The 23,913-nt window shown below is 56.0% G+C and carries 21 protein-coding genes; 10 read left to right on the forward strand and 11 right to left on the reverse strand.

What is annotated here, in order from left to right:
* Positions 1 to 2: 2 nt before the first annotated feature.
* The 6 genes from Q1A51_RS18880 to Q1A51_RS18905 all read left to right on the forward strand — a co-directional run bounded on the left by Q1A51_RS18880 (position 3) and on the right by Q1A51_RS18905 (position 8,074).
* A complete protein-coding gene (locus Q1A51_RS18880; RefSeq protein WP_299604792.1) occupies positions 3 to 3,116 on the forward strand; it encodes an efflux RND transporter permease subunit in 3,114 nt (1,037 codons plus the stop codon).
* Positions 3,117 to 3,158: 42 nt separating this feature from the next.
* Positions 3,159 to 3,725, forward strand: a complete 567-nt coding sequence (locus Q1A51_RS18885) for a cytochrome b (protein ID WP_299604795.1) — start codon at positions 3,159 to 3,161, stop codon at positions 3,723 to 3,725.
* A gap of 85 nt (positions 3,726 to 3,810) precedes the next feature.
* The gene (gene yghX, locus Q1A51_RS18890) at positions 3,811 to 4,698 is read left to right on the forward strand and encodes a YghX family hydrolase (RefSeq protein ID WP_299604797.1); all 888 of its coding nucleotides are present in this window, start codon (positions 3,811 to 3,813) and stop codon (positions 4,696 to 4,698) included.
* 676 nt (positions 4,699 to 5,374) lie between these two features.
* Positions 5,375 to 6,583 carry a S8 family serine peptidase gene (locus Q1A51_RS18895; protein WP_299604799.1) on the forward strand — a complete coding sequence of 403 codons (1,209 nt, stop codon included), beginning with the start codon at positions 5,375 to 5,377 and terminating at the stop codon, positions 6,581 to 6,583.
* Between the two features lie 52 nt (positions 6,584 to 6,635).
* Positions 6,636 to 6,878 (forward strand): hypothetical protein, encoded by a 243-nt coding sequence (locus Q1A51_RS18900; RefSeq protein ID WP_299604802.1) that lies wholly within the window; start codon positions 6,636 to 6,638, stop codon positions 6,876 to 6,878.
* A gap of 83 nt (positions 6,879 to 6,961) precedes the next feature.
* Positions 6,962 to 8,074 carry an amidohydrolase family protein gene (locus Q1A51_RS18905; RefSeq protein ID WP_299604804.1) on the forward strand — a complete coding sequence of 371 codons (1,113 nt, stop codon included), beginning with the start codon at positions 6,962 to 6,964 and terminating at the stop codon, positions 8,072 to 8,074.
* A gap of 11 nt (positions 8,075 to 8,085) precedes the next feature.
* On the opposite strand, the gene Q1A51_RS18910 is transcribed toward Q1A51_RS18905, so the two are convergent.
* The 7 genes from Q1A51_RS18910 to Q1A51_RS18940 all read right to left on the reverse strand — a co-directional run bounded on the left by Q1A51_RS18910 (position 8,086) and on the right by Q1A51_RS18940 (position 16,326).
* Complete coding sequence (locus Q1A51_RS18910) at positions 8,086 to 8,607, reverse strand: hypothetical protein (protein WP_299604806.1); 522 nt, start codon at positions 8,605 to 8,607, stop codon at positions 8,086 to 8,088.
* Positions 8,607 to 9,014 carry a hypothetical protein gene (locus Q1A51_RS18915; protein WP_299604808.1) on the reverse strand — a complete coding sequence of 136 codons (408 nt, stop codon included), beginning with the start codon at positions 9,012 to 9,014 and terminating at the stop codon, positions 8,607 to 8,609. The genes Q1A51_RS18910 and Q1A51_RS18915 overlap by 1 nt, the downstream gene beginning before the upstream one ends.
* A gap of 14 nt (positions 9,015 to 9,028) precedes the next feature.
* Positions 9,029 to 10,273 (reverse strand): S8 family serine peptidase, encoded by a 1,245-nt coding sequence (locus Q1A51_RS18920; RefSeq protein ID WP_299604810.1) that lies wholly within the window; start codon positions 10,271 to 10,273, stop codon positions 9,029 to 9,031.
* A gap of 34 nt (positions 10,274 to 10,307) precedes the next feature.
* On the reverse strand, positions 10,308 to 11,579 hold the full coding sequence (locus tag Q1A51_RS18925; protein WP_299604813.1) for an N-acetylmuramoyl-L-alanine amidase: 1,272 nt from the start codon (positions 11,577 to 11,579) through the stop codon (positions 10,308 to 10,310).
* A 46-nt stretch (positions 11,580 to 11,625) separates the two neighbouring features.
* Positions 11,626 to 13,524, reverse strand: coding sequence for a DNA/RNA non-specific endonuclease (locus Q1A51_RS18930; protein ID WP_299604815.1), 1,899 nt, complete (start codon positions 13,522 to 13,524; stop codon positions 11,626 to 11,628).
* 38 nt (positions 13,525 to 13,562) lie between these two features.
* Positions 13,563 to 14,723: a LeuA family protein gene (locus tag Q1A51_RS18935; protein WP_299604818.1), complete on the reverse strand. Its 1,161-nt coding sequence runs from the start codon at positions 14,721 to 14,723 to the stop codon at positions 13,563 to 13,565.
* Positions 14,724 to 15,027: 304 nt separating this feature from the next.
* Positions 15,028 to 16,326 carry a S8 family serine peptidase gene (locus tag Q1A51_RS18940; protein WP_299604821.1) on the reverse strand — a complete coding sequence of 433 codons (1,299 nt, stop codon included), beginning with the start codon at positions 16,324 to 16,326 and terminating at the stop codon, positions 15,028 to 15,030.
* A 79-nt stretch (positions 16,327 to 16,405) separates the two neighbouring features.
* Between Q1A51_RS18940 and Q1A51_RS18945 the strand changes: the two genes are divergently transcribed.
* Entirely contained in the window at positions 16,406 to 16,954 is a 549-nt protein-coding gene (locus tag Q1A51_RS18945) for an RNA polymerase sigma factor (RefSeq protein WP_299604824.1), read from the forward strand.
* The gene (locus Q1A51_RS18950) at positions 16,951 to 17,679 is read left to right on the forward strand and encodes a hypothetical protein (protein ID WP_299604826.1); all 729 of its coding nucleotides are present in this window, start codon (positions 16,951 to 16,953) and stop codon (positions 17,677 to 17,679) included. Before Q1A51_RS18945 ends, Q1A51_RS18950 begins: the two co-directional genes overlap by 4 nt.
* Here the strand turns inward: Q1A51_RS18950 and Q1A51_RS18955 are convergent.
* Positions 17,669 to 18,046 carry a DCC1-like thiol-disulfide oxidoreductase family protein gene (locus Q1A51_RS18955; protein WP_299204418.1) on the reverse strand — a complete coding sequence of 126 codons (378 nt, stop codon included), beginning with the start codon at positions 18,044 to 18,046 and terminating at the stop codon, positions 17,669 to 17,671. The genes Q1A51_RS18950 and Q1A51_RS18955 overlap by 11 nt on opposite strands.
* A 123-nt stretch (positions 18,047 to 18,169) precedes the next feature.
* Here Q1A51_RS18955 and Q1A51_RS18960 point away from each other — a divergent pair, with 123 nt between their 5' ends.
* Positions 18,170 to 19,600 (forward strand): HTTM domain-containing protein, encoded by a 1,431-nt coding sequence (locus Q1A51_RS18960; protein WP_299604830.1) that lies wholly within the window; start codon positions 18,170 to 18,172, stop codon positions 19,598 to 19,600.
* A gap of 76 nt (positions 19,601 to 19,676) precedes the next feature.
* On the opposite strand, the gene Q1A51_RS18965 is transcribed toward Q1A51_RS18960, so the two are convergent.
* The 3 genes from Q1A51_RS18965 to Q1A51_RS18975 form a co-directional block, all read right to left on the reverse strand.
* Entirely contained in the window at positions 19,677 to 19,973 is a 297-nt protein-coding gene (locus Q1A51_RS18965; RefSeq protein ID WP_299604833.1) for a hypothetical protein, read from the reverse strand.
* 214 nt (positions 19,974 to 20,187) lie between these two features.
* On the reverse strand, positions 20,188 to 21,531 hold the full coding sequence (locus tag Q1A51_RS18970) for a Hint domain-containing protein (protein WP_299604836.1): 1,344 nt from the start codon (positions 21,529 to 21,531) through the stop codon (positions 20,188 to 20,190).
* Positions 21,532 to 21,851: 320 nt separating this feature from the next.
* Entirely contained in the window at positions 21,852 to 22,706 is an 855-nt protein-coding gene (locus tag Q1A51_RS18975; protein WP_299604838.1) for a DMT family transporter, read from the reverse strand.
* Positions 22,707 to 22,821: 115 nt separating this feature from the next.
* On the opposite strand from Q1A51_RS18975, the gene Q1A51_RS18980 reads away from it, so the two are divergent.
* The gene (locus Q1A51_RS18980; RefSeq protein WP_299604840.1) at positions 22,822 to 23,496 is read left to right on the forward strand and encodes a YafY family protein; all 675 of its coding nucleotides are present in this window, start codon (positions 22,822 to 22,824) and stop codon (positions 23,494 to 23,496) included.
* The last annotated feature ends 417 nt before the right edge of the window (positions 23,497 to 23,913 follow it).

Below are 23,913 nucleotides of genomic sequence, written 5' to 3' on the forward strand. Positions count from 1 at the left end.
GGATGGCTCAAGAGGCGCCTGCGACGGCCCCGTCCACCCTGTCTGACATGACAGCCCTTTTTGTGCGGCGACCCGTTCTCGCGATTGTCGTCAACATGCTGATCCTTGTCGGTGGCCTTGCCGCGCTTTCGGGGGTTGCCGTTCGTGAGCTGCCGGAGGTGGACAGCCCGACGATCACGATCAGGACCTCCTATTCCGGCGCATCGTCAGAGACCATGGATCAGGAAGTGACCGGCATCGTGGAATCCGCAGCCGCGCAGGTGTCGGGTGTCAAATCGATGTCTTCGTCATCGTCCTACGAGGAAAGCCGCGTCACCGTCGAGTTCACGACGAGCACTGATCTGAACGTCGCGGCCTCAGATATGCGGGACGAGATCGGCCGGATCGGCAACAGCCTGCCTGACGATATCGACGATGACCCGACGATTGTGAAGGCGGACGCCGATGCGGAACCAATCATGCGATTGGCCGTAACGTCAGAGACAATGGAAATCGACGCGCTGACAGATCTTGTCGATGAAGAGGTGGTGGATCGCCTGTCTGCCGTCGAAGGTGTGGCCGAAGTCTCGGTATTTGGCGACCGCGAACAGACTTTCCTGATCGATATCGATCAGGCGCAGCTTGCCACGCGCGGCCTGACGGTCGCTGATTTGATAGATGCCTTGGATGATGTGGCGCTGGACGTGCCTGCCGGATCTCTGGAAAGCAGCGCGCAGGATTTCACGGTTCGCGCGACAGCCTCGTTGCGCACACCGGAGGATTTCAATCGCCTGATCATCGCCGATGATGTCCGACTGGCCGATATCGCTGTCGTGACCCTTGGACCAGATGCAGAATCCTCGGTGCTGCTGGCCAACGGTCATTCGGGGCTTGGGCTCAACATCATCCGGCAGGCCGGTTCGAACACGCTGAGCATCTCGAACAGCGTGCGTGATGTCGTTGCGGCGATGCAGGACACGTTGCCCGAGGACGTCGATATCGCGGTGACCAGCGACGATGCGACGTTCATCAATGGCTCGATTGTTGAAGTGTTGAAATCACTCGGGCTGGCCATCGCGATTGTGGTTGGGGTAATTTATGTATTCCTGCGGAATGTGCGGGCGACGCTCATCCCTGCGCTGACGCTGCCTGTGGCCTTGATCGGGACCATTGGTGGCATCTGGTTGGCGGGTTTCTCGATCAACATCATCACGCTGCTGGCGCTGGTTCTGGCGACCGGCATGGTCGTGGATGACGCCATTGTCGTTTTGGAAAACATCGTCAAGAAACGGGATGCGGGTATGCCGGTCCGCGCCGCCGCGGTGCGGGGCACGCGCGAGGTGTTCTTTGCCGTCATCACGACAACGGCCACGCTGGCAGCCGTCTTCATTCCACTGTCCTTCTTGCCGGGCACGTCAGGCGGTCTGTTTCGCGAGTTTGGGTACGTCCTTGCCATTGCGGTTACCATTTCGTCCTTCGTGGCGTTGTCGCTTTGTCCGATGCTCGCCTCGCGCCTGCTGTCGCGCCGCGTGCCCGAAGAGGCCAAAGTCCCAACCGGCCTTGTCGGGCATGTCGGTGCATGGGGCAGCCGCAGATACGCAGCCATTTTGCGTTACTGCCTGTCAGCCCCGCTTGTCGTAATAACTGCCGCAGCCATTTGCTCGGGCTCAGCCTGGATCACATACGGCACGTTGGAAGAGGAATTGACCCCGCCGGAAGACCGTGCTGTCGCGCTGTTGCGGATCAGTGCGCCCCAGGGCGTCAGTCTGAACTACACCGAAAGCCAACAACGCCAGATCGAAGCGCTTTTTCAACCGTTTCGAAACAGTGGAGAAGTCGAATACATCTTCTCTATCGTTGGACGCGGTAGCAGTAATGAGGGACGTATGGTCATGACACTGGCGCCCTGGGATGAACGTACGCGCAGCCAGAACGAGATCGTGGCCGAGATGAACCAGCTTATCGCATCGGTGAACGGGGTGCGGGCTTTCGTCATTCAACCCAATTCGCTGGGCATCCGGGGTGGTGGTCACGGGCTGCGCATGGCCATTACCGGCAGCGACTATGACGTGCTTGCCACGGCTGCTGACGCATTGATGGCCGAGTTGGAACAAGACCCGGACATGGGCCGCATCCAGCTGTCCTACGAGACCACGCAACCGCAGATCCTGATCGACGTCGACCGCGAGAGGGCGGAAGATCTGGGCATTGATATCGGCGGTCTTTCCGACGCCATTCGCGCCCTCTTGGATGGCGACGAGGTTGGAGAGGTTTTCGTTGATGGCGACGCGATCCCGGTCAAATTGATCTCGACCACCCACCCGGTCGACGACCCCACCGACCTCGAAAACATCTTTCTGAAGGCATCAGACGACCGGATCGTCCCGATGTCGTCCATTGTGTCGGTTCAGGAAATGGCAGTAGCCCCGTCGCTGGACCGCGAGGAACAGCTGCGCGCGATCACCATTTCGGCAGAGCTTTCTGATGACGTGGCCTTGCGCGACGGGATCGAGCGGATCGAGGCGGCAGCGACCAGCATCCTGCCGCCCGATGTCGGACTGATCCCGCTGTCCGAAGCGGCGACGCTGGACGAGACATCCAGCGGCCTTGGCATGGTGTTCGGCTTTGCCATCGTGATCGTCATCCTCATCCTGGCCGCCCAGTTCGAAAGCTTTCTTTCCAGCCTCATCATCGTGGGGACCGTCCCACTAGGCCTTGCCTGCGCCGTGTTTGCGCTGGCCTTCACGGGCATCAGCTTGAATGTCTACAGTCAGATTGGCCTTGTTTTACTGGTCGGGATCATGGCCAAGAATGGCATCCTGATCGTGGAATTTGCAAATCAGTTGCGGGACGCAGGCATGAGCGTGCGCGATGCGATCGAGGGAGCAGCTCTGCAACGCCTGCGCCCTGTCATGATGACGATGATCTCAACCGTGCTGGGTGGTGTGCCGCTAGTGGTGTCGACAGGTGCCGGGGCAGAGGCGCGCGTGTCGCTGGGGTGGGTGATTGTTGGTGGGCTGGGTCTGGCCACTTTGGCCACTCTGTTTGTCACACCTGTGGTCTATCGGCTGCTGGCCGGTTTCTCAAAGCCGCAGGCGGAAGAGATGAGGCGGCTTGAAGCCGAGCTTGCGTCGTGACCGTCAACCGCTGTTCTGCATCACGTTTGAGGGACTCAACATATGCACTATGATTTCATCTCGCGCCTGAACCACTGGATCATCGCAATCGCGATCATCGGGATGCTGCTGTTTGGGCTGTACCTTGAATATGGCGGGTTGGAGCGTGAAGCGCGCCGACCTTTGATCGGAGTCCACCGCTCAGTCGGTGTCCTTGTTCTTATCTACGGCGCTTGGCGTGTGGCCTGGCGAGTCATGCGGGGCTTTCCCGAACCGGTCTCGACCATGCAACGCTGGCAGCACCGGCTTTCGAAATGGGTGCATTGGAGCCTGTTGTCAGGTATCCTGATCATGCCGCTTTCCGGCATCGGATTTACCATCTTTCGCGGGCGAGACGTGAGCGTGTTTGGCTGGTTCTCGATCCCGGGTGTGGCAGAAGTACCTTGGATCGTGGCTATGTCATCTGCAATTCACCAATATGTTGGCCTTGGCCTGTGCACGATTGTGGTGCTGCACATCGCGGCTGCGCTCAAACATCATCTGATAGATCGGGACCCGACACTGACGCGTATGATTTCGGGCCGAGCTGTCCCAGCCTCGGACGGCTCAGTGTCCTCTGACAATCAATGAGCCTCTTTCGAGAGACCGGGGACGCGCCGATCCCGCCCAAGCTGACACTGCTCCACCACACCATTCACCACAAGGGAGACTTTCAATGAAACGCATGACAGCCAAGGACTTCGATCAAGAGCTTCTTGATCTGTACGACTTTTACGCGCACGGAAAGATTACGAAACGCGAGTTTCTGGACCGTGCAGGCAAGTTTGCCGTCGGTGGCCTGACGGCAGTGGCGCTGCTGGATATGCTCAGCCCAAACTACGCGATGGCACAGCAGGTGTCGTTCAATGATGCTGACATACACGCCGATTACATTATGTATCCTTCACCGAATGGCACCGGGGATGTGCGTGGCTACCTGGTGCGGCCGACCGCGGCGGACGGGCCACTGCCTGCGGTTCTGGTCATCCATGAAAACCGGGGCCTCAACCCGTACATTGAAGACGTTGCGCGCCGTTTGGCAAAGGCGGGGTTCATGGCGTTGGCACCAGATGGCCTGACATCGGTCGGCGGCTACCCGGGAAATGACGCCGACGGTCGCGAACTTCAACGGTCCGTTGATGGGGTCGCGTTGATGAATGACTTCTTCGCCGGTTTCGAACATCTGCTTTCACGCGACGACAGCACTGGCAGCGTTGGCGCTGTCGGTTTTTGCTATGGCGGCGGTGTGGTCGGCGCGATTGCCGTGGCATACCCGGAACTGGCCGCCGGGGTCCCCTTTTACGGGCGGCAACCCGCGTCAGGTGACGTCCCGAAAATCGAAGCCCCGTTATTGATCCAGATGGGAGAGCTGGACGAGCGCATCAACGCGGGGTGGCCCGACTTCGAAGCGGCCCTGAAAGCGAATGACAAGGTGTACGAGGCCTACATCTACGAAGGCGCAAACCATGGTTTCCACAACGACAGCACGCCGCGCTACGATGAGGCCATGGCTGAATTGGCGTGGGAACGGACAATCGGGTGGTTCAACACTTATCTGTCTTAGTGTTCGATGCGATTGGGCCCGCAGATAAGCCACCGCCCCAACACTCCTGCGCCCTGCAGCTTGGGTTGATCCGCTGATTGACATTTCGCTCGCCAAAGCCGGCCACACACCACTCACGGAACTACGGCTTTTGCATGCGGATGTGGAATTTTTGGCGGATCTGTTGAAACATGCCCGCCGCGTGCTTCGCTCAAAAATGCCGTCCTTCCACTTTTTCGCCAAAACGCATTGCTGTAGAGAAGTTGGCGCTGGTTGCGCGCAGGACGCCGTGCGAGCCTCGCACATGGCTGAACCAGTGTTTTGCTCGCCCCCCCCCCCGCCGGATTGAATGCCTGCCGCTGTAGAGCCGACAATTTTATCACCCGCTGGCGAAATCTGATTTTTTAACAGAATCAACCATTTCGTCGCCATTCGCCTCTCAGAAGTAGTTCGGCAGGTCAGGATCCTTTTGAGTAGTTCGTGGCTGTCAGACCCAAAGTTCTGTTGTCGAGCGTACCCTGCCAAAGAAATGAAATTATCCTTAGCTTCGCCTAATCCAATGTTCATCTTGTGTTCATTCGACCTTCAGGATCACCAAGATGGCTTCAGCTACGTTTGTGTTGCAAACATCGCGGCCCAGCTGCCGCCACGTCACCATATCGCTCGCCAAATGACCTAAACTGATCAAGAGGCCGCAATGTCAAAGACAACCTTCGAGATGCAACCGCCACATGAAACCGGGGGCAGCATTGTCCTGTTCAAGCCGGATGTCGATCTGTCCACACAACAAAGTATACTTGCCAGCCTGTCTGGTGCAGATGTCCAGACTTTCGCATCACGTGCCGGGCGACTGCCAGAAAGCGCTGATGAGGCCCCAGCAATTGTCCTTGAGAACGTGAACATAGGTTTCATTTCCGCCCAAGTTGGTGCCGCACAATCCGAGAGCATTCGGGCAAACCTGATGGACGATGATCGCGTGCTTTCCGTGCGGCCCGAACTTTATCTCTTTGCCCTTAAGACGATTCAGGATGACGATCAAAAGACATGGGGCGTTGACGCAGTCGGCGCTTGGGCCAGCCGTTACACTGGCGCTGGTATCAAGGTGGCCGTTCTGGATACCGGGCTTGACCTGCAGCATCCTGACTTTGCAGATCGCACGATCGTGTCTGAAAGCTTTGTCACCGGCGAAGACGTACAAGACGGGCAAGGTCACGGAACCCATTGCGCTGGAACAGCGGTGGGCGGGCGAACATCGGACCGCGATTTCCGATATGGCGTCGCATCAGATGCCGACCTTTATGTCGGCAAAGTCCTAGCAAACAGCGGCAGCGGACGAGAGCGCGATGTTTTGATCGGTATGGCTTGGGCGATTGAGCAAGGTTGCGAGGTGATTTCCATGTCGCTCGGCTCCGATGTGCGTGAAGGCGATACCTATTCGCCGGAATACGAAGCTTTGGGGCGCCAGGCGCTCGACCGTGGCAGTCTGATCATCGCGGCAGCTGGCAACAGCAGTTCGCGCCGGTTGGGGTTTGTCGCACCTGTCGGCAGCCCGGCCAACGCACCATCAATTATGGCCGTTGCTGCGGTTGATGAGGCACTCAGCGTTGCTGACTTTTCAAGCGGTGGTATCAACCCTGACGGCGGCGAAGTAAATGTGGCCGGTCCTGGGGTTGATGTATTCTCATCCGTTCCAGCACCACGTCTGTACAGATCCCTCTCTGGAACAAGTATGGCGTGCCCGCATGTGGCGGGTGTCGCGGCGCATTGGGCCGAATCCGATCAAAACCTGAGAGGACAGGCGCTTTGGGATAAGATCATCGAAACAGCCGCACCTGTTTCCGAAGATGCACGCGATCTCGGTGCGGGCCTAGTTCAATCGCCGCCTGCTGCCGCTGGTGTGGCTTAGCCGGCGCCCCTATGTTTACTGTGAGAGTTCATACTGAACGCGGACCGACGAGATGGCACAGATATCAGTGAAAGTTGTCTTTGACGCCAAAGGCGGCGCAGACGCTGAGACGATTTGCGAAAAAGCGTCAGAACACGGACTGACAGTAGAACAGGTCCAGCGTGCCATGGGTGTCATTTTCGGGCAGTGTGACGACAGTGTTGTGGATCAGCTTGAAGCGCTGGACGGTGTCCTGCGCGTGTCGCCTGAAGGTACATTCCAGCTTCCACCGCTGTCACCGGACAAGCCTCAGTAGCTGATTAGCACGTGCACCTGAACTGCGCCTGCTGATCTGGCTTTTACCCGCCAATCTTGAAATGTGCAGATCGCAGGTTCAGCATGCCCAAGAATGTCGATTACGTCATCACCAACTGTCACACTCACACGTTCCTTCTGGATCATGTTCCGCGTGGTTTTCTACCTTTCGGGCTGACAAAGGCGCTGGCCTCCCTGCCCTTTCAACGTCCACTTGTACGGCTGCTGAGGTTGGCAAACCCGTTTAGTGACCGGGATCGTCTTAGTCGTTATGCAAACTTTCTGGAGATTGGCGGCCGAAGCACTCAAGCTGAAACATTCGAAATCATCCAAAGCTATTATCCGGGCAACACAAGGTTCGTCGTCCTTCCGATGGACATGGCGTTCATGGGTGCGGGAATGCCCCCAGTCGATATTGACGAGCAACATGACGAGCTTGAAGTCATTGCCAAACAGACAAATGGGCGCGTCCTGCCATTTATTGCTATCGATCCGCGGCGTTATGATGGCCCAGAGGGAAAGGAGAAGCTGATTGCGGAACTCCAGCGCCGCTTTCCGGCTGAGCTATCTCCAATGCGACGGGTGTTCCGGGGCATCAAGCTTTATCCGCCTCTTGGCTATTTCCCACAGGATGAACGGCTTGATCCGATGTGGGCTTATTGCGAAGCGCATGATGTGCCTGTCATGACCCATTGCTCAAAGGGCGGTGTCTATTCGCGACGGGAACGCCGCAAGAACACTACACGCTATTCGGATCCGGACAACTATCGCGACATCCTCAACACCTATCCCGGAGTGCGGGTTTGCCTTGCGCATTTTGGCGGTTTGCAGGACTGGACGACCTATTTCGAAGACGCCGAAAGCCGACAGCTTGTTCCACATGATGCACCAATCGCAGAGCGTGGGCATATCAATTGGCTGTCAAAGATCATGCAGCTGATCGGCTGTGGCGCCTATCCCGGGCTATATACAGATATCTCCTACACGGTTTTTGCGACCCAGCGGTTCCTGCCCGCACTTGCAGTCATACTTCGAGCAAATCCAAAAGTGTGCGCCCGTGTCTTGTTCGGGTCGGACTACTACATGACCCAAACCGAAAAATTCGATGAGCGCTACCTGTCCATGCAGTTGCGCTACGTCTTGGGCGAAAACATCTTGCGTGAGATTGCCAATGTGAACCCGGACCATTTCCTGTAGCAGTGCAGGCGTCAGCGCGTCGTGCAAGACACTCGAAAATCACCCAGTGAACTTCCAAAGCTCTCGTATCCCGAGCGGCTTCCCAGCTCATCCAGAAAGGGCTGATATGCAGCGGCTTGCAGTGTGACGCGGTCGCAAAAGTATTCGTCGAGCATGCCCGGGTCGCACAGATCGGCGGTTCTGCAATGCCAGACCTGTTCGTAGAAGTTTACCAGCCGATAAATCGCCGTTTGAAAGGCCTCGGTGTCGGGGTGCTCGTCAATCGTGACACTGGCAAACAAGGCATACGTCCGCTCGGACACAAGTTCGGCCCGCATATAATCGACGAACGTGTCGTTCTCTTTCCAGAAGTTAAAAAGAACGTTCCGCGTCTCGATCATTTCAGCGCTTCCATAGGCTTCAATGTAGGACAACGCCGTCGCGCGCCTTTCGGCTTCAACAGCAAGTGCGCGGTCGGAAAAGAACTTCCACACGCCAAAGACAGCAATCGCTGCCGCCAGTATTTTCAGTGCAAGTTCAATATTCTGTCGCATCACGCATCCGGCGCAAAGTGACAGGTGTCAGGATAAAAGCGCCAGATGTCCTGTGCGCCTGCCGTTTCACTCGCAAGAACAGAAAGATCGGCGAAGCAGGCAAGCTGCGCGCGGCTTAGGAAGATCAAGGCGTCGACATCAAGCGCTTCGTCCGTTTGAAGCAGCCTCACATCCGGAGCTTCAGCCGGGGCATAGCTTGGCAGATCCTCTGTCACATCAGTCTGGCATTCTTGCGGCTTGATGAAGACGACGGAACTATCCTGAAGAGCGAGTTGAGCCCGGTTGACTGCAATGCATTCCGCAACTTCGCGTGTCAGAAGAAAGTAGCCTTCATCTTCCTCACTGCTGACCATAGTTGACGTTGCAAGTGTCAAAACCAGGACACCGGGTAAGAGTGGATTCATCATGAAACACCTCCTCTTCAGTTACCGTTGACGCACCAGCCTCCGATCTGGACAAGGCCGGCACCAAACACCTCATCGTGCCCCTCGTCTCCAAGATCGAGTGCGGTGCTTTCAAGCTGTTGGATCACTTCATCCGGCGTCAGATGCGGCTCGGCGGACAGGACAAGCGCTGCGGCGGACGAAACGAATGGTGCGGCATATGACGTCCCGCTTTTCAATCGCCCACCCGAGACAGACGCCGCGGTCCACACGTCCACTCCCGGTGCTGCAAGGTCGATATGCGGACCGTGTTGCGCCATCGCGAAGATGTTGTTGCTTGCATCGACAGCAGTGACCGAGATCACGCCGGAATAAGCTGCGGGAAAGGCAGGTGGCGCTGTAGGTCCTTTGTTGCCCGCTGCGGCCACGACAACGATCCCTGCCCTGTTCACGCGGTCGATGGCTGCCGCGAGAGCCGTGTTGTCAGGTCCGGCGAGGCTCATATTGATAATCTCGACGCCTTGCTGTTCAAGCCAGTCAAGTCCGACGACAAGTGCGAATGCATCTGTGCGTTCATCGCCCCGTTCACGGGTAAAGGCGTCGACCGCGAAAAGATGGCTCGCCGGGACAAGGCCGGGTACGCGGCTTTCTGGATCTCCAACGATGATCGCCGCGACAGCAGTGCCATGCAGTGCCCTTGATGCCGGATGAGGACTTTCGTGTACGCGGTAGATAGTCACCTGACGATCAGCAAAGACTTCGTGATCGACATTGATACTGGTGTCGATGATCCCGATGGCCACATCGCGTTGAGAGCAGGTGTGGGACTGAAAGGCGATTTGTTCCAAAGCCCGGCATTGTGGGCCATTGCAGGTTGACTGCTCTGTCCTGTAGTAATGGTTGAAATCTGCGTCCTGCCCTGTCGGCAAAGCACGCACATCGCTGCGGGATTGTTCAAGGGTCCGACCTGTTGGAATGCGGAGCCGATGAATTGGCGCATCGTCACGTCCGCCCTGTTGAACAATTGTGAAGCCCTGGGTCAGCAAGGTCGCCAGGTCATCGTCAGACAAAGATGTCACCGTGATTTCGTCTGGAGCCTGATCTAACAACGGCTCTGGTTCTGCTACATCGTCATCATCGTCGTCGTCATCGTTGCCGCTGTCATCACCGTTATCATCGCCGTTGCCGTTATCATCATCATTATCGTCTTGTGCGTATGCTTTTGAGATCGGCCAGGATCTGTCGGGCGACCCAAGACTGACACCCAAAAGAAGACCAAGCATCAAGCCTGTCTTCAGGCATCGGGAGATCATCGCGTTAAGGTCTGGTCCAGTCACTGTTCTGCCCCCGCGTATCGATGTGAACGAAGTTGCTGGAGATGTACTTGCCAATACCGCCTGCATATCGCGCATCACTCGCCCGAATGCGCGCCGCGATCCGACGCCAGATCTCGGGGGTTCCGGCCGCGGCTGTGAAATCCATCGCCATGAACTGCTTGTGGTAACTGTTGGCCGCGCCAGAGATGCAACTGTTGTAGGCATCGTTGCGATATCCCGACAACACGCGGATCGGCGCTCCAAGCTGATGGCGGATTTCATCCAGCATCAGAACTGTTGAAACGACGTTGTTCCATAAGGTCTTTGGGGGCAGACTGTTCAGTCCCCCGCAGCGTCCGGACCCACCATGGGAATTTCCAAGGAACAAGACCTCGCTGGGTTTGAAGTATCGCAAACCCAGCGGAGCCAAAAAGGCGGTGAACTCCGACATGTAGTCTTGATCAACCGCCATAAGCTGGCGCGTCTCGTCTTCGTGAAATGAACCGCTCAGAAAATCAGCCCCAAACAGGTCTTTGGGGCTGCTTTCACGTTCAACTTGTTCGGCATCATCACCCTGATCCGGGCCCGCAATATCCAGATTCAGATAGCTGACGGTCGTCAGGTCTTGCTGGCGCGCAACAACATCAATTGCATCTTCGCTTTCCATTCTTACCGGCATCATGCTTGCAGTTGGTGATTGCAGGAACGCTTTGACCCCCAGTCCGATCGCGCCAGCAATATCCTCAAGATACGCTGGATCCTGTAACCTTTGTTCTTCTTCGGCCTGATCCAGAAAACTGACCTCGGCAAGGCACGCCGCCGTACCAAAATGGTGGCGGGACGGGTTCAGAACGCCAAGCGGCATAGGTTTGATCCGGGACGGATCAAAGCTCGCATTCCGGTCGCGCAACCCAGTGACCTGCAGAAGATTATCCTGCACCAAAAGGCTAAGCTGCGCGGACGCACTGGAGTAGTTTGTATGGACGAGTGTCTCTGTTCCTTGTGCAGTACCGTCGCGTGACGCATTGAAATGGATCGACACGAACGCTTTAGCCTTTGCAGATTTTGCAACACGCGCCCGCGCGGCGAGGCTGATATTCACGTCGGTTGTTCGGGTCAGCTCGGCATCGGGCAATTGTGCGGCCAACAGCGTCGCGACCTTCAGTGTCAGGGTCTTCTCAAGTGTCCCGTTGGGCCCGACAGCGTTGTTCCAACTGGAGCCACCAACATTGCGAAAACCACCGTGTCCTGCATCTATGACAACATCTGTCATGTTAGATCCTTTTCATTGATGTGCGTTGTTGCCCCTTCGTGATTGTCTAGAACGCGATCTCCTTCTGCTTCGTGATTTCCCGCACCGCGGCTTCGACATTGATTTCACTCGCCAGTGCCGCACCGACCTTGCTTAGCCGTGCCGGATTTTGGGTGATGTCAGCCGGGACATAGGTGTCAAATCCAAGCCCTGTGCGATCGGCGAGTGTCGGAACCGACACCTGAAACAGCCGAAACGGATAAAAGTCGATGCTTTCGATGTCAGTCAGCAAGTCACTTTGCGACAAGACAAAACAGGCTGCGCGCAAGTCCTCATCCATGCCGCGATATGCGATCAGCTTCCAGAAACTGCGGGGGATCAGTGCCCCTCGGTACCTCGGGTCGTCCTCCGCAAAGACGGGGCCAGCAAGAACTGAAATCCGGATACCCTGGGCATCAGCATTTTCCAGAACCAAGTCTTCGAGTTTTCCCCATAGACCACCTCTACTGGATTGGTTGTAGCTCTCGTGTTGCGGCGCGATGTTGGTGAAACAAAAGGAGTCATCATTGGCCTTCCGTGCGTCTTCAACCGTACCCCAAGCAACATCTGCTCGTCGGGCGATGTGACCTCGATCAAGCCTGTTGTTCGCGTAAATCGTGTCGTCCAGCTGAAATTCCGCGCCGATGCGATCATCCAGACGAAACCCCGTACGTCCAAGCTGCACCTTTTGCGCGCCGTCCGTATTCCAAGCGACAAAGCGGGCCAGCCGTCGCTTTGCGCTCTGGCACACTGAAAAATGCGTATAGGGGATCGTCTGGGCCTTACCAAAGTTCACCGCATCACGCTTGTACGCCAATGAAAGCTCCGGCATTGGCGCCGGAACGCCCAAGAAGTCGGCGTCATATCCGGAAGTGGCGTTGGTGATTGTTGTCCCTTCTTCAACGACAAGGCCTTGGGGTGGCGTCAGCGAGAAGTTTAATTTGCTCTGGATAGAACGGGGATAGCATGCAAGCGCGTGATCATCCGAGCTTCCGGCCCCCTCCCCTGCAAAGTGCAAGCCGGCGAAGATTTCTGTTGCGCGGTCCTTTTCGGAGATGATCCAGACTGCGCCGGAATCTCCACCCATGCTGATTTGATCACCCTCCGCTGGATATTCGGGATGTGGCCCAATCTCAAAACAACCAATGTTTTTGCTGCCCAAAGCTGCGCCAAAGTCGATCTTTACGATGACGTCAGTGCGACGGACCTTTCCATGTGTCGTCTCTGTCGTGCGGCCCGTCTTGACAACCGTATCGCCCAAGGCGACCTCCGCCATCTGCGTCAAGACTGCTCCAAGCCTATGGACGGCACGATCGAAACCACGCCCTTGGATCCGCGCAATCGCGCAGTCGCCAGCGACACCCAAATGGCTTCGCAACAGAACACCGCAGCTATTGGCGGCTACGTTGTTGTCATCAAATGGACCGGGTTGGACGATTTTGTCACCGATTTTGCCTGTCTCACCGTGCAAGACATGCCAGTTGGACAGCATACAAGGGTCGCCTGTGGCAGGATCAAAAACAATTGCACCAAGCGTTCCGGCAGTGCCGGTCGGATGGCTGACACTCGCGCCCGGCACCAAAGGATCAAGACGCGTTTTCAACACCGAACTCTGAGCGTTCTCCACAATCATATAGGACGGCTGATACTCGCGCTGAACGACGTCCGTTGGAACGGTAACCCCGTTAGCCTCGATCACCTCTGGCAACGGTTTTGACCCGATGCCTTCAAGTGCAGAGACCTCGACCTTCTCGCGAACGGTAAAGACGATGCTTACTTCGCCATCACCATTCTTGCGGCCAACGCCAATCGAAGTAACGTTCGGGTCCATAAGGTATGCAGACCCCTTGGCACGCACGAAACGACGCAGGCATGTCATCAACGCAGCGTCATCTTTTCCTTCCAATGTTTTCGGTCTTTTGACCATTTTGGTTCCTTCTCTGGGGCGTTGGATTAATGCGCGGGCTACGGGCCTTCCGGACCGACTTGCAGCATCAGTGATTTTGCAATCCGCCCAAGCTCATGGTTGGGGACCGAACCGTTCTTTTGAGCAGCGCGCATCACGTGCTGATAAAGCCGCCGCTGATCCACATTCCGAGGGCGCATATTCATCCTGTCGAGCTGATCCAGAATTCCAACAATGCCGCTATGGCGCCCGATCGCTAATTCCGTGCTTCGCCCAATCGTTTCTGGGGCGAACACGTCCTGCATGATCTTGGGCGGGATCGCTTGGTGAATGCCGGTCTCAACCAGAAAGCTGATGTCTCCAACAAGCGGCTTGTTCGGTGAAAACTGCATGCCGGTGTAGTCTTTGAATGCCTGCACAACCTCGGCCGTTTTTTCGGTGTCGCATCCATTTGCGAAGCGTGGATCGTTTTGTTCAAAGTAGGCCGTGTATGCCAGCATTTGCTCCAAGGCTGTATTGCCGCCGCCATCGCCGGTGTTTCCAATCGTCACCTCGACCTGCGACGCACCCGCCCTGACCCCAGCAATGGAATTCGCAAGGCTGAGGCCCAACAAGTTGTGACAGTGGACGCCCAAAGTGACCTCTGGCGGCAACGCGGACTTGATACGGCTGACAAGCTCGCCAAAGCCATGTGGCTCTGTTGTGCTAAGCGTGTCGGCGACGACTATATGCGTGGCGCCCGCGCAGGCCGCAGACGCACTCAGATCCATCAAAAACGAGATGTCGCGATTGCCTGCACAAATCAGATAGTACTGTGCTTCGGGAAAGTAGGTGCGGGCCTCTGTCATCAAATCACAGGACCGTTCTATGGTCTTTTGTCGGGCACGACCCTCTGAGCTTTCCGAGATTGACAGAAGATCGAACGGGCGCGACGATGTCGCAATCCGGGACCGATGCCCGGCACCTTTCAATGCTTGATATGCACGTCTGATGTCTTTCTTGATCGGCCTGGTCAGGACGCTCAACTTGACGGTATCGGTCTCATTGGCGATCTCGGTAACGCCGTTCATGTCCACGTCCGAAGCCGCCGGAAAACCCGCGTCGATGACATCCACGCCAAGCTGTTCCAATAAAACAGCAAGCTCGCCCTTCTGCTTTGCTGAAAAATGGAGGAACGCCTGCTGCTCTCCATCGCGTAAGGTGGTCTCAAAGATTTCCATCTCTTGGCCTTCCTTCGTTGATCGATTGCGGGACAGTTCAAAACTCACGGGCTGCAGCGACAGAAAGGCAAGTGAGGTGTTTAGCGGATAAGCGATGCGATCGCCGCTTTAGTCATGTCTGCAGCTGGAAGTGTGACCAGATTCCGAGCTCAAACTGTCTGTTCCTGCAACTTGCATAGAACGGGAAATCCACTCACAGAAGGGCAAAATTTTCCCTTAATGCGGGATTTAGTTCCCGTTCATAAGCACGTTAGTCGCGCTTCATGTAGCTTCCAAAATCCGCGTCACACCCCTGTCCAAGTCATCACCCTTCCGTCTTAGCCACGCCGCCGCAGGTCTCTCCCATGTTCAGAAGTCCGGCTCCGAACACCTCGTCCCGACCGGGAGCGCCAAGATCACGCGCAGAGCCCATCAGTTGCTCCCGAATTTCTGCGGCAGTGCTGTCAGGTTGTGCATCCCGTGATAATGCTGCCGCCGCTGTGACAAAGGGGGCCGCAAAGGATGTACCGGTTTTCCAGCGCGCGCCGGATACGGATGCTGCCGTCCAGACGTCGACCCCGGGAGCCGCAAGATCGATATGCGTCCCTTGATTTGCGCGACGGTAAACGGAGCCGCGTACATCCACTGCGGTAACAGCAACGGTAGTGTCATAGGCTGCGGGAAAGGCGGGCGCACTGCGCGGGCCATTGTTCCCGGCTGCTGCGATGACCAGGACATCTTCGGTGACAATGCGGTCGATGGCTTCTTTCAGAACGATGTTCTCGGAACCGGAAAGAGAAAGATTGAGAACGCCAATGTCACGGATGCGGAGCCAGTCGATGCCGGCAGCTACTGAAAACGCATCTGCCCTTTCAACTGCACCGGCGCGGTAGAAAGCGTCGACCGCAAGTAGAGTTGCATCAGGCAGAAGCCCGGGCGACCGGCTTTCTGGCGCGCCTATCAGGATGGCCGCGACCGAGGTACCGTGGATTGCACGCGATGGGTCGAGCCGCTCGTCGGAGATGCGTTGAACGGTCAGGTCACTGCCACTGAACACCTCATGTCCAGTGTTGATCCCCGTATCGACCATCCCGATCCGCACATCGGTCAGCGCGCATATCCCTTCTCTGGGATATCCAACAAGTTCAAGGGCCAGACACTCTGGACCATCACACGTGCCTTGCGATCCCCGGTAGTAGTGGTTGAAGTCAGCGGATGAGCCTGTGGGCAAGGCGCGAACACGAACGCGCGCGGCGTCCAATGTCAGGGCTTGCGGGATGCGCAGGCGGACGAGTGTCGGTGTAGCTTCGATTTGCTGTAACAGCTCGAACCCTTCCTCAATAAGTTGGGTGAGATCGGCATCCGAGAGATCGGCAGCAATGATTTCGTCGGGCGCGCGGTCTGGGGTGGACGTCGATGCGGGTGCAACGCCTCCATCATCATCGTCGTCGTCGTCATCTGAAACGAAACGGCGGCCCCCGTTATCATCGTCGTCATCATCATCGTCGTCGCTGTCTGCGTAAGCCACGTCGGGCCAACCGGGTAGCAAATACGAAAGGGGAGACAGGCCAAGAATTGCGGCCAACAGGAGCGCTCGGATCGGCAGGTATACGCTGTATGACATGGTTTTCCCTTCATGCTTCACCTAGATTACGCACGGCACTCAGTCTTATTCCGAACATTCCTTCGAATTAGGTTTTTTGATGCAAGACCGTTTCATCAACGAGGTCATAGATCTCCTCCCAAACCTGCGGAGGTACGCGATTTCGCTGACAAGGCAGCCAGATCTTGCCGATGATCTGGTGCAGATCACGGTCGAGAAGGCTTTAAAGCAAAGCCAGCAATATGACCCTACCAAGAAGCTTGCGCCCTGGCTTTTGCGCATTCTGCGAAACGCCTGGATTGATGAGATGCGCAGACAAAGTGCGCGCGGTGCGCATGTCCACGTTGATGATACGACGGCAGACGTCATCTCTGACAATGCAGCCAGTCCGGAGCTAAGACTAGAGGTCCGTCAGACGCTAGAGGCGATCCAAACGTTGCCAGCGGGGCAACGTGACGTGGTCGTTCTGGTCTGTGTTGAGGGGTTGACCTACCGCGAAGCCGCTGACGTTCTGGACATCGCAATTGGTACGGTCATGTCACGTCTGGCGCGTGGCCGTCTGGCGCTTACTGCGGCTGTTGGAATAACCCCCACAGCTGCTACGTATGCCGACCAAACGGATGATAAGACGGAGACACCTTCGCAATGACAGTCTCGGACAAAGATCTGATGGCCTATGCCGATGGTGCTTTGACGGGCACTGAACATGCACGCGTGGCCGCGGCTGTTATGAAGGACCCGGACCTGAGGGCGCGGTTGGATGTATTTAAGCGCAGTACGGAGCTTGCGCAGAGCGCCATGCCCTTAGAGGATGTGCCCGAGGCTTTGAAAGAGCGTATCAGGGCAACTGTTGAAGCATCGGAAAACTCAGCAACGGATGCGGGTGACAACACAATAGCTCCGCTAAAGCCAGCGGTTTGGACGGGACAATCTGCTTGGCTGGGCGCTATCGCAGCGAGCCTTGTGCTGGGTGTTGGTCTGGGCGCGTTCTTGCTCAACCCGAACAAAAATGATCCCACCGCCTTTGATCTTGCCCCTGTAGTTACAATTCTGGAGACTGCGGCATCTGGAACAAGCATCGCGCACGATGGTGTCGACACACGGCTTATCGCATCGTTCGAGGCGGGTGATGGTGCCTTTTGCCGGGAGTTCGAAGCGAGACTTGAAGACAGGTCAGATCTGATTGGCGTCGGATGTCGCACCGATGCCGGGTGGGAGTTACGTTTCGCTGCGGCAGTTGAACTACCCGATGATACGCAGTTCGCTCCTGCAAGCGCACTTGAAGTGCTCGAAGCCTGGATGCGCAACACAGAAGCCGGTCCCGTTATGTCGGTCGAGGAAGAAGCCAAGCGCCTGTCTGATGCTAATGATTGATCTTGCGGCGCCCCAATAAACGCAGTGTCAGCGCCCGTCCCGCAACCAGTGGCGGGTAAAGAATGCGGGCGATTGCCGGTCGGGAAAACATCAACCGCATGATCCGATTAAACACCCCACTTTGAGTGGTCATCATCGCCAGCGTGGTCATCGCCGCATCTCCATGCTGCAGTTGCCCTCCCATCTCGACAACCATTCCACGATCAAGGTCCAGGCCGGCCGCATTGATCCGGTCGATGACTTCATGATCTGAACGGGCATCAATCAGTTCGATGGTGCCCACGACTTCACGCAGACGCACCAGTTTCACATAAGCAGAGCAAAACGGGCAGTCGCCATCATAAATGATCCGGATTTGGTCAGGCATGGTCATCTTCCTTAGATACGGGCAAACTTGCGCTCGGCAAGACGAGATGCGTGCGCGATATGATGGAATACGAAGCTGTTTCGTTCCGTATTCCCTCTGAATCGCATTTCGATGGAGGGTTAGATGACCAGGTTTTCAGCGGCGCGGCCAAGCCTCCGCAGCTATCTTGAAACGCCGATCAGTATCCAATCGCTTGTTGTCATCCGGATCGCGTTCGGCTTGATCCTGGCTTGGGATTGGTGGCGATATGTCAAATATGACCGGATCACACGCTATTACGTTGAGCCGGATTTCAACTTCCCTTTCTTTGATTTTGTTCGAACCTTGCCAGAGCCCTGGATTCACATCCTGTGGGGTGGAGTTGGGGTTTTCGGTTTGTTGGTTGCACTCGGCGCATTCTACCGCGTGTCGATCATCGCGCTCACGGGTATCTTTGCCTATTTCTTTCTGCTGGATCGCACCCAGTACCTTAATCACAACTACATGGTCATCCTGTTTGGGATGCTGCTCTGCTTTATGCCTGCAAACCGCGCATTCTCGGTTGATGCATGGCTCTGGCCGCAACTGCGCAGCATTGTGATCCCACGTTGGCCGGTCACCGCGCTCAAGCTCCAGCTTGAGATCATCTTGATCTATGCCGGTATTGTTAAGATCACCGATGACTGGCTGCGGGGCGAGCCCTTACGAACATGGCTCACGGGAAAGGAAGACGAGGTGTTCTTCGGAGCACTCTTCCAATACGATGTATCCTTCGTTTTGGCATCATGGGGCGTGATTGTCCTGCATGTTGTCGGCGCACCTCTATTGCTTTGGCACCGCACGCGGCTAGCCGTCTTTATCGTGTATGCCTTTTTCCATTGGTCGAACGCACAGCTGTTCAACATCGGTATCTTCCCTTGGATCACGCTGGCGCTTTCGACGATATTCTTCGCCCCGGACTGGCCGCAACGCCTTTTGCGTGCGCTCCTTGGACAGTTCGAAACGCTCCCTGCACTACCGTCACTTCCAACAAGAAAGTTCCGGCTTGCACCTGTCGGTCTTGCCGCATTGGCCGTGTGGTTTGCTGTGCAGATTGTCGTGCCCCAACGCCAAATTTTCTTCGATAACCTCGTGGGTTGGAGCGGTGATGGTCATCGGTTCTCGTGGCGGATGCGGATCTATGATCGGAAAAGCGAAGGCATGTTCCGCGTCGTCGCCGCTGATGGTAGCGAGACATGGGAGATCGATCCCTATGAGGTCATGAGTTCCCGTCAGGCAAGAAACGTGCTGGGCAGACCTGATATCATCTACGACTTTGCCCAAGTCCTTGAGGACGCATGGGCCGCACGCGGTTATCCGGACGTTGCTGTCTATGTAGATGTTCAAAAGTCGCTAAATGGACGGGCAAAGCAGCAATTCACGGATCCCGAGCAGGACCTGACAGCGATCAGGTGGGAATGGGCACGGCCCAACCCATGGATCATGCCCAACCAACTTCGTGCACCACGGGGGCAGATGCCGGAAGCTTACCCGTTTCTTCCCTTGCAGGGGCATAGTTTGTCCGAAACCGACTAGGGCCACCTTGGCTTCTTCAAAAAGAAAGGGCCCGGCTTATCGATCCGGGCCCTTTTGATGTCTCTGGTCGTTCGGTCTAGTCGTCATCGTCGCCCCAGCGGCCTCCGTCATCATCATCGTCGTCGTACCCACGCCAATGACCGTCGTCGTCATCATAGTCTTTGTAGACGGTATGGCCTCGGCGGACGTAATAGCATCTGCGCCCGCCATCATCGTCATCATCATCGCAGACAAGAACGCGGTTCCGGTGATGCACTGTGAAGATATTTTGGATGATGCGAACGGCATCATCAAGATCGTCCGCCATGGCAGGAGCCGAGAACATGCCCAAGGCGATACTTGCGCTGCAGGCAACAAAAACGGTCTTCATCATGATCTTCTCCTTTCGGTTTTGCGAACAGAGCAAATGCTGTTCTCGAAAGGTCTACGAAGCGTGATGAGCGTTTATTCCAGCCCGTTTGATTCCTCCGTCAATCTGTGTGGTGTTGAGCTGCAAAGCGCCCTGCCCCACGCGCGGCATCCCGGATGCTATTATTCCTCAAACGAACGAATACTTTCAAAATGCAACAAGCAGTTTCAGTTTCCGGTCAGAAACCATGCAAGATGACGGCTTCATGTCGTTTGAGGCTGCGCCTTGCCGCAGCACCGTAATTTCTGGTCCCAACCCGCAGTTCCGGAAAAATCGCGAAGATCTCTTCCTGAACCCGTCGACTAAAGCTTTCCATTCCAACGACCCCAGGGTGAAAGCTCTCACTTGCCGCGCCTTCCGAGAAAACAATCTCATGTTGGTCAAACAGCATATGAAAATATTGGACGTTGTCGCATGGATCACTACGGATAGAAGCTTTGCCGATAAGATGTTTGGCAGGCACCAATACCTCCGGCGTCTCGAAAAGAAGCTGCGCACGTGGATGTTTGATCAGCATTCGATGTTGCGGTGACACACGAAGGTCACGCGTGTTTGCCAGAGCACTTTTTGGGATCAGGATCGGTGCCAGGTCCTCCCAACCGCTCACGACGGATGATCCAATCCATCGAATAGGCTGCAATCCGTGGTCCGCAGTCACAACCAGGTCACCTTCGTGAAGGTGCTCTATACAGACTTCACCACGGTCCGTTTTTATTCGCGTCCCCCGGACGAAACAGACCACATTTATGGTTTCGATGTTTTTGTTATCGATGCCAGGAGACTGGGTATTGAGAACATCGTTCCCCTTTCCACCGTCGATCTCGTCAAGATCTGCATTCGCGCCAATGTGGATACTGTCGTCTCCATCGGCCGTTTTGATCTTCTCGCCGACAAAGTCGTCTCCGATCGTGATGTCGTCATCGCCCTTGCCCGTCTCGATATCTTCGACCGCTGCGCGATCACCGATGGTGATCCGGTCTGCGCCGTCACCAGTTTTGATCTTCTTGCTTACAAAATCGTCCCCGATTGCGACGGTGTCGTTGCCGTCGCCCGTTTCGATGTCTTCGATGTCGGCGCGGTCACCTATCGTGATCTGATTGTCACCGTCACCTGTCTTCAACTCCGATGGCGTCGTGAAGTCATTGCCGATGTCGATGACATCATTGCCGTCGTTCGATCCCTTGAATTCTTGGAGTGTTACACCGTCGCCGATGGAAAGATTGGCGGCGTCGGCTTTGTCGGCATCAATTTTGATATCTGACAGATCGGCATTGTCGGCGATGGAAATAGAAGGCGTGAGCCCTTCCTCTATCTTGATTTCCAGATTGTTCGAGTTGCTTTCACCGAACTCGACGGTGAAGTTGGTGCTTGCGCCACCCGGGCTCTTGAAAGTTACATCCTCATCTGCTGCCGGGGAGATGACAAAGATATCTCCCTCATTGACCCGAACGTCATCGCCTGCGTTGATCTCCCCAGGACCAAGCGGGTCTTTGTCTTCTGATACGATGATAAACGTAGCCATTGCACCGGTGGCTCCCGTCGAAACGTCGGTTCAATCGGTGGTGTAACTACTACCTAAAGTAGTAGAGCCGTCTTTGCGTTTAAAGATCTTGTTCCGCGGTTTTGGATTAACGTAGCGACTTCATGCAGTAGATCATATCAGGTACTGCAATCGTGGAACAACATGCGACATCAAGCCAGCATAGCTGTGTGATAGTCATTGTCTTGAAGTTTTGTTGATCACACCAACCTAGTTGACCCAACTTGTCATTGGCGCTCCGCGCCGTGAATGGCCCATTATCGGGGCTTTGCTGCCATTTGCAGATGGTGGAGGAATGTCCGCTATTGCACGAACCGATGTTTTTCTTGTCGATGGTCAAGCGAAGCGTGCCACAATACCGCTGACATGGTCACAGCCCCGCCCATTATTGCCGCAAGAGGTGGAAGCTCACTCAAAACGATCCAGGCGAGCAGCGTGGCACAGGGGATCTCGACCGTGCCAAGTAGCGCAGATTGCGCCGATGGAATGAGGCGAGTCCCTTCCGTCCATAAAATAACCGCGCTGGCAAATGCGCCACCAAAGAAGATCAGCAAAACTGCATCCTTGACCGTTACTTCAAGCGGCGCACCTATGAATGCCCCGACAACGAATAGCTGCAAGGCAGATGCGCCACCCGCCCAGACAACTGGCACGTCTGAGAACTTGCGGATCAGTACGATGTAAGCCGCGTTTCCCAATGTCATCGCAACCGCCAACACATCACCGGGCAGTTTCCCGGTGCCTAAACCGCCAGACACGATGATGACGACACCAGCGAAGGACAACACCCCTGCGATCAGGGTTCGGCCTTTCACCGTCTCACGCATCGCCAACCATGCCAGACTTGCTGCAAAGAACGGGGCCGTCGCGTAGATTACGGCAACATTCGCTACGTATGTCAGCTTGAACGCATAGATGAACGTGACGCTGGCAACGCTTCCGACACTGGCCAGGAACCAACCACGCGGACCCAGCCGGAATGCTTTGCTGCGGGGCGTGTCACCGCGACGGGCTTCGACATAAGCAATAACGGCCAATCCACCGATCACCCCGCGCCAGCAGGCGATGGTCCATCCATCAGCCTCGATCATCTTGGTCAGAACGCCGGACATGCTGAATATGACGGCCGACAGCACCACCAAGGCGACGCCTTTCATATGTTGTGAGTGCTCCATCGTTCGGACTTTCGATTTCTCGCGCGAGCATATACCGGCCCTGTTGCCAACTGAGTGTCAGCAGTCTTTGATTGCGGTGCATTATTCAGGGGTGCTGATGGCCAAAACCAGCCGCTTTTTCGAAATCATTCAAATCCTTCGCGCGGCGGATACGCCCCTCATGGCAAAAGAAATTGCGCGGGAACTCGAAGTCTCCAAGCGCACGATCTATCGCGATATTGCCACCTTGCAGGCAATGCGAACGCCGATCCACGGAGAAGCCGGCGTCGGGTACATCATTCGCGAAGGATATGACCTACCCCCGATCAACTTCGATCAGGAAGAGGCTGAAGCGATCACCGTAGGTCTGAGCATGGTTGCAAGAACCGGCGATGCCGATCTGTTGAAGGCTGCAAAACGCGCCGCCCGCAAGCTACACGATGCGGCCCCTGTGGTCGATCATCTGCTCACGTCATCTTGGGGGGTGCAGCCTTCGGATGCAGTGAACATGAAGGCGTTGCGCCTCGCGATCCGGGAAGAGCAAAAGCTGGACATCCGCTACCGAGCCAAGACCGGGGTGGACAGCACAAGAATTGTTCTGCCCCTCGCGCTGATCTTCTATTTTGACAACGTACTACTGGTCGCATGGTGCGAGTTGCGCAGGGCATTCCGGCATTTTCGCATTGATCGTATGACGAGCTGTCGTGCGACCGGCGATACTTTTGTTGGAGAGGGCAAAGCTCTTCGAGAAGAATGGGACGCCACCCAGCGATCATCGACAGTCGAGACATGATGGCCTTTGCTGGGCGGATCCCAAAGCCGCTGTTCATTCACATCGCAGGTTCGGTCACTTTGGGCTCGAAGCTGACATTTTCTGCAGCGCGTCGCTAGGCCAAAGAGAACTGCAGTTCAAGTATGAAAAAGTTCGGCCGGGACCCCTTAGGGTCAGTCTTTGACGCAAAGGTCAAATTTGTTTGACGTGCTACAGATGTGGAGCGACGCATAGTTTTTCCATTCACGCGCTCACAAGCCGTCGAAATGGTTGCAGTTCGGTTTTCCGCAACGCAGCAGATTTCTTTTGCGGCTCACAGCCTTTCCTCCATCCGCCGCTTCACTCAAAGCAGCCGCTGGTCGAACTCGCAACAAACGTCGTGAAGCAGCCCCCAGTACCGGAAGCTGCACCTTAAACGAACGCCCGGTTTCGGATTGG

Origin of the sequence: uncultured Tateyamaria sp. (assembly GCF_947496075.1) — a bacterium.
Lineage (GTDB): Bacteria > Pseudomonadota > Alphaproteobacteria > Rhodobacterales > Rhodobacteraceae > Tateyamaria.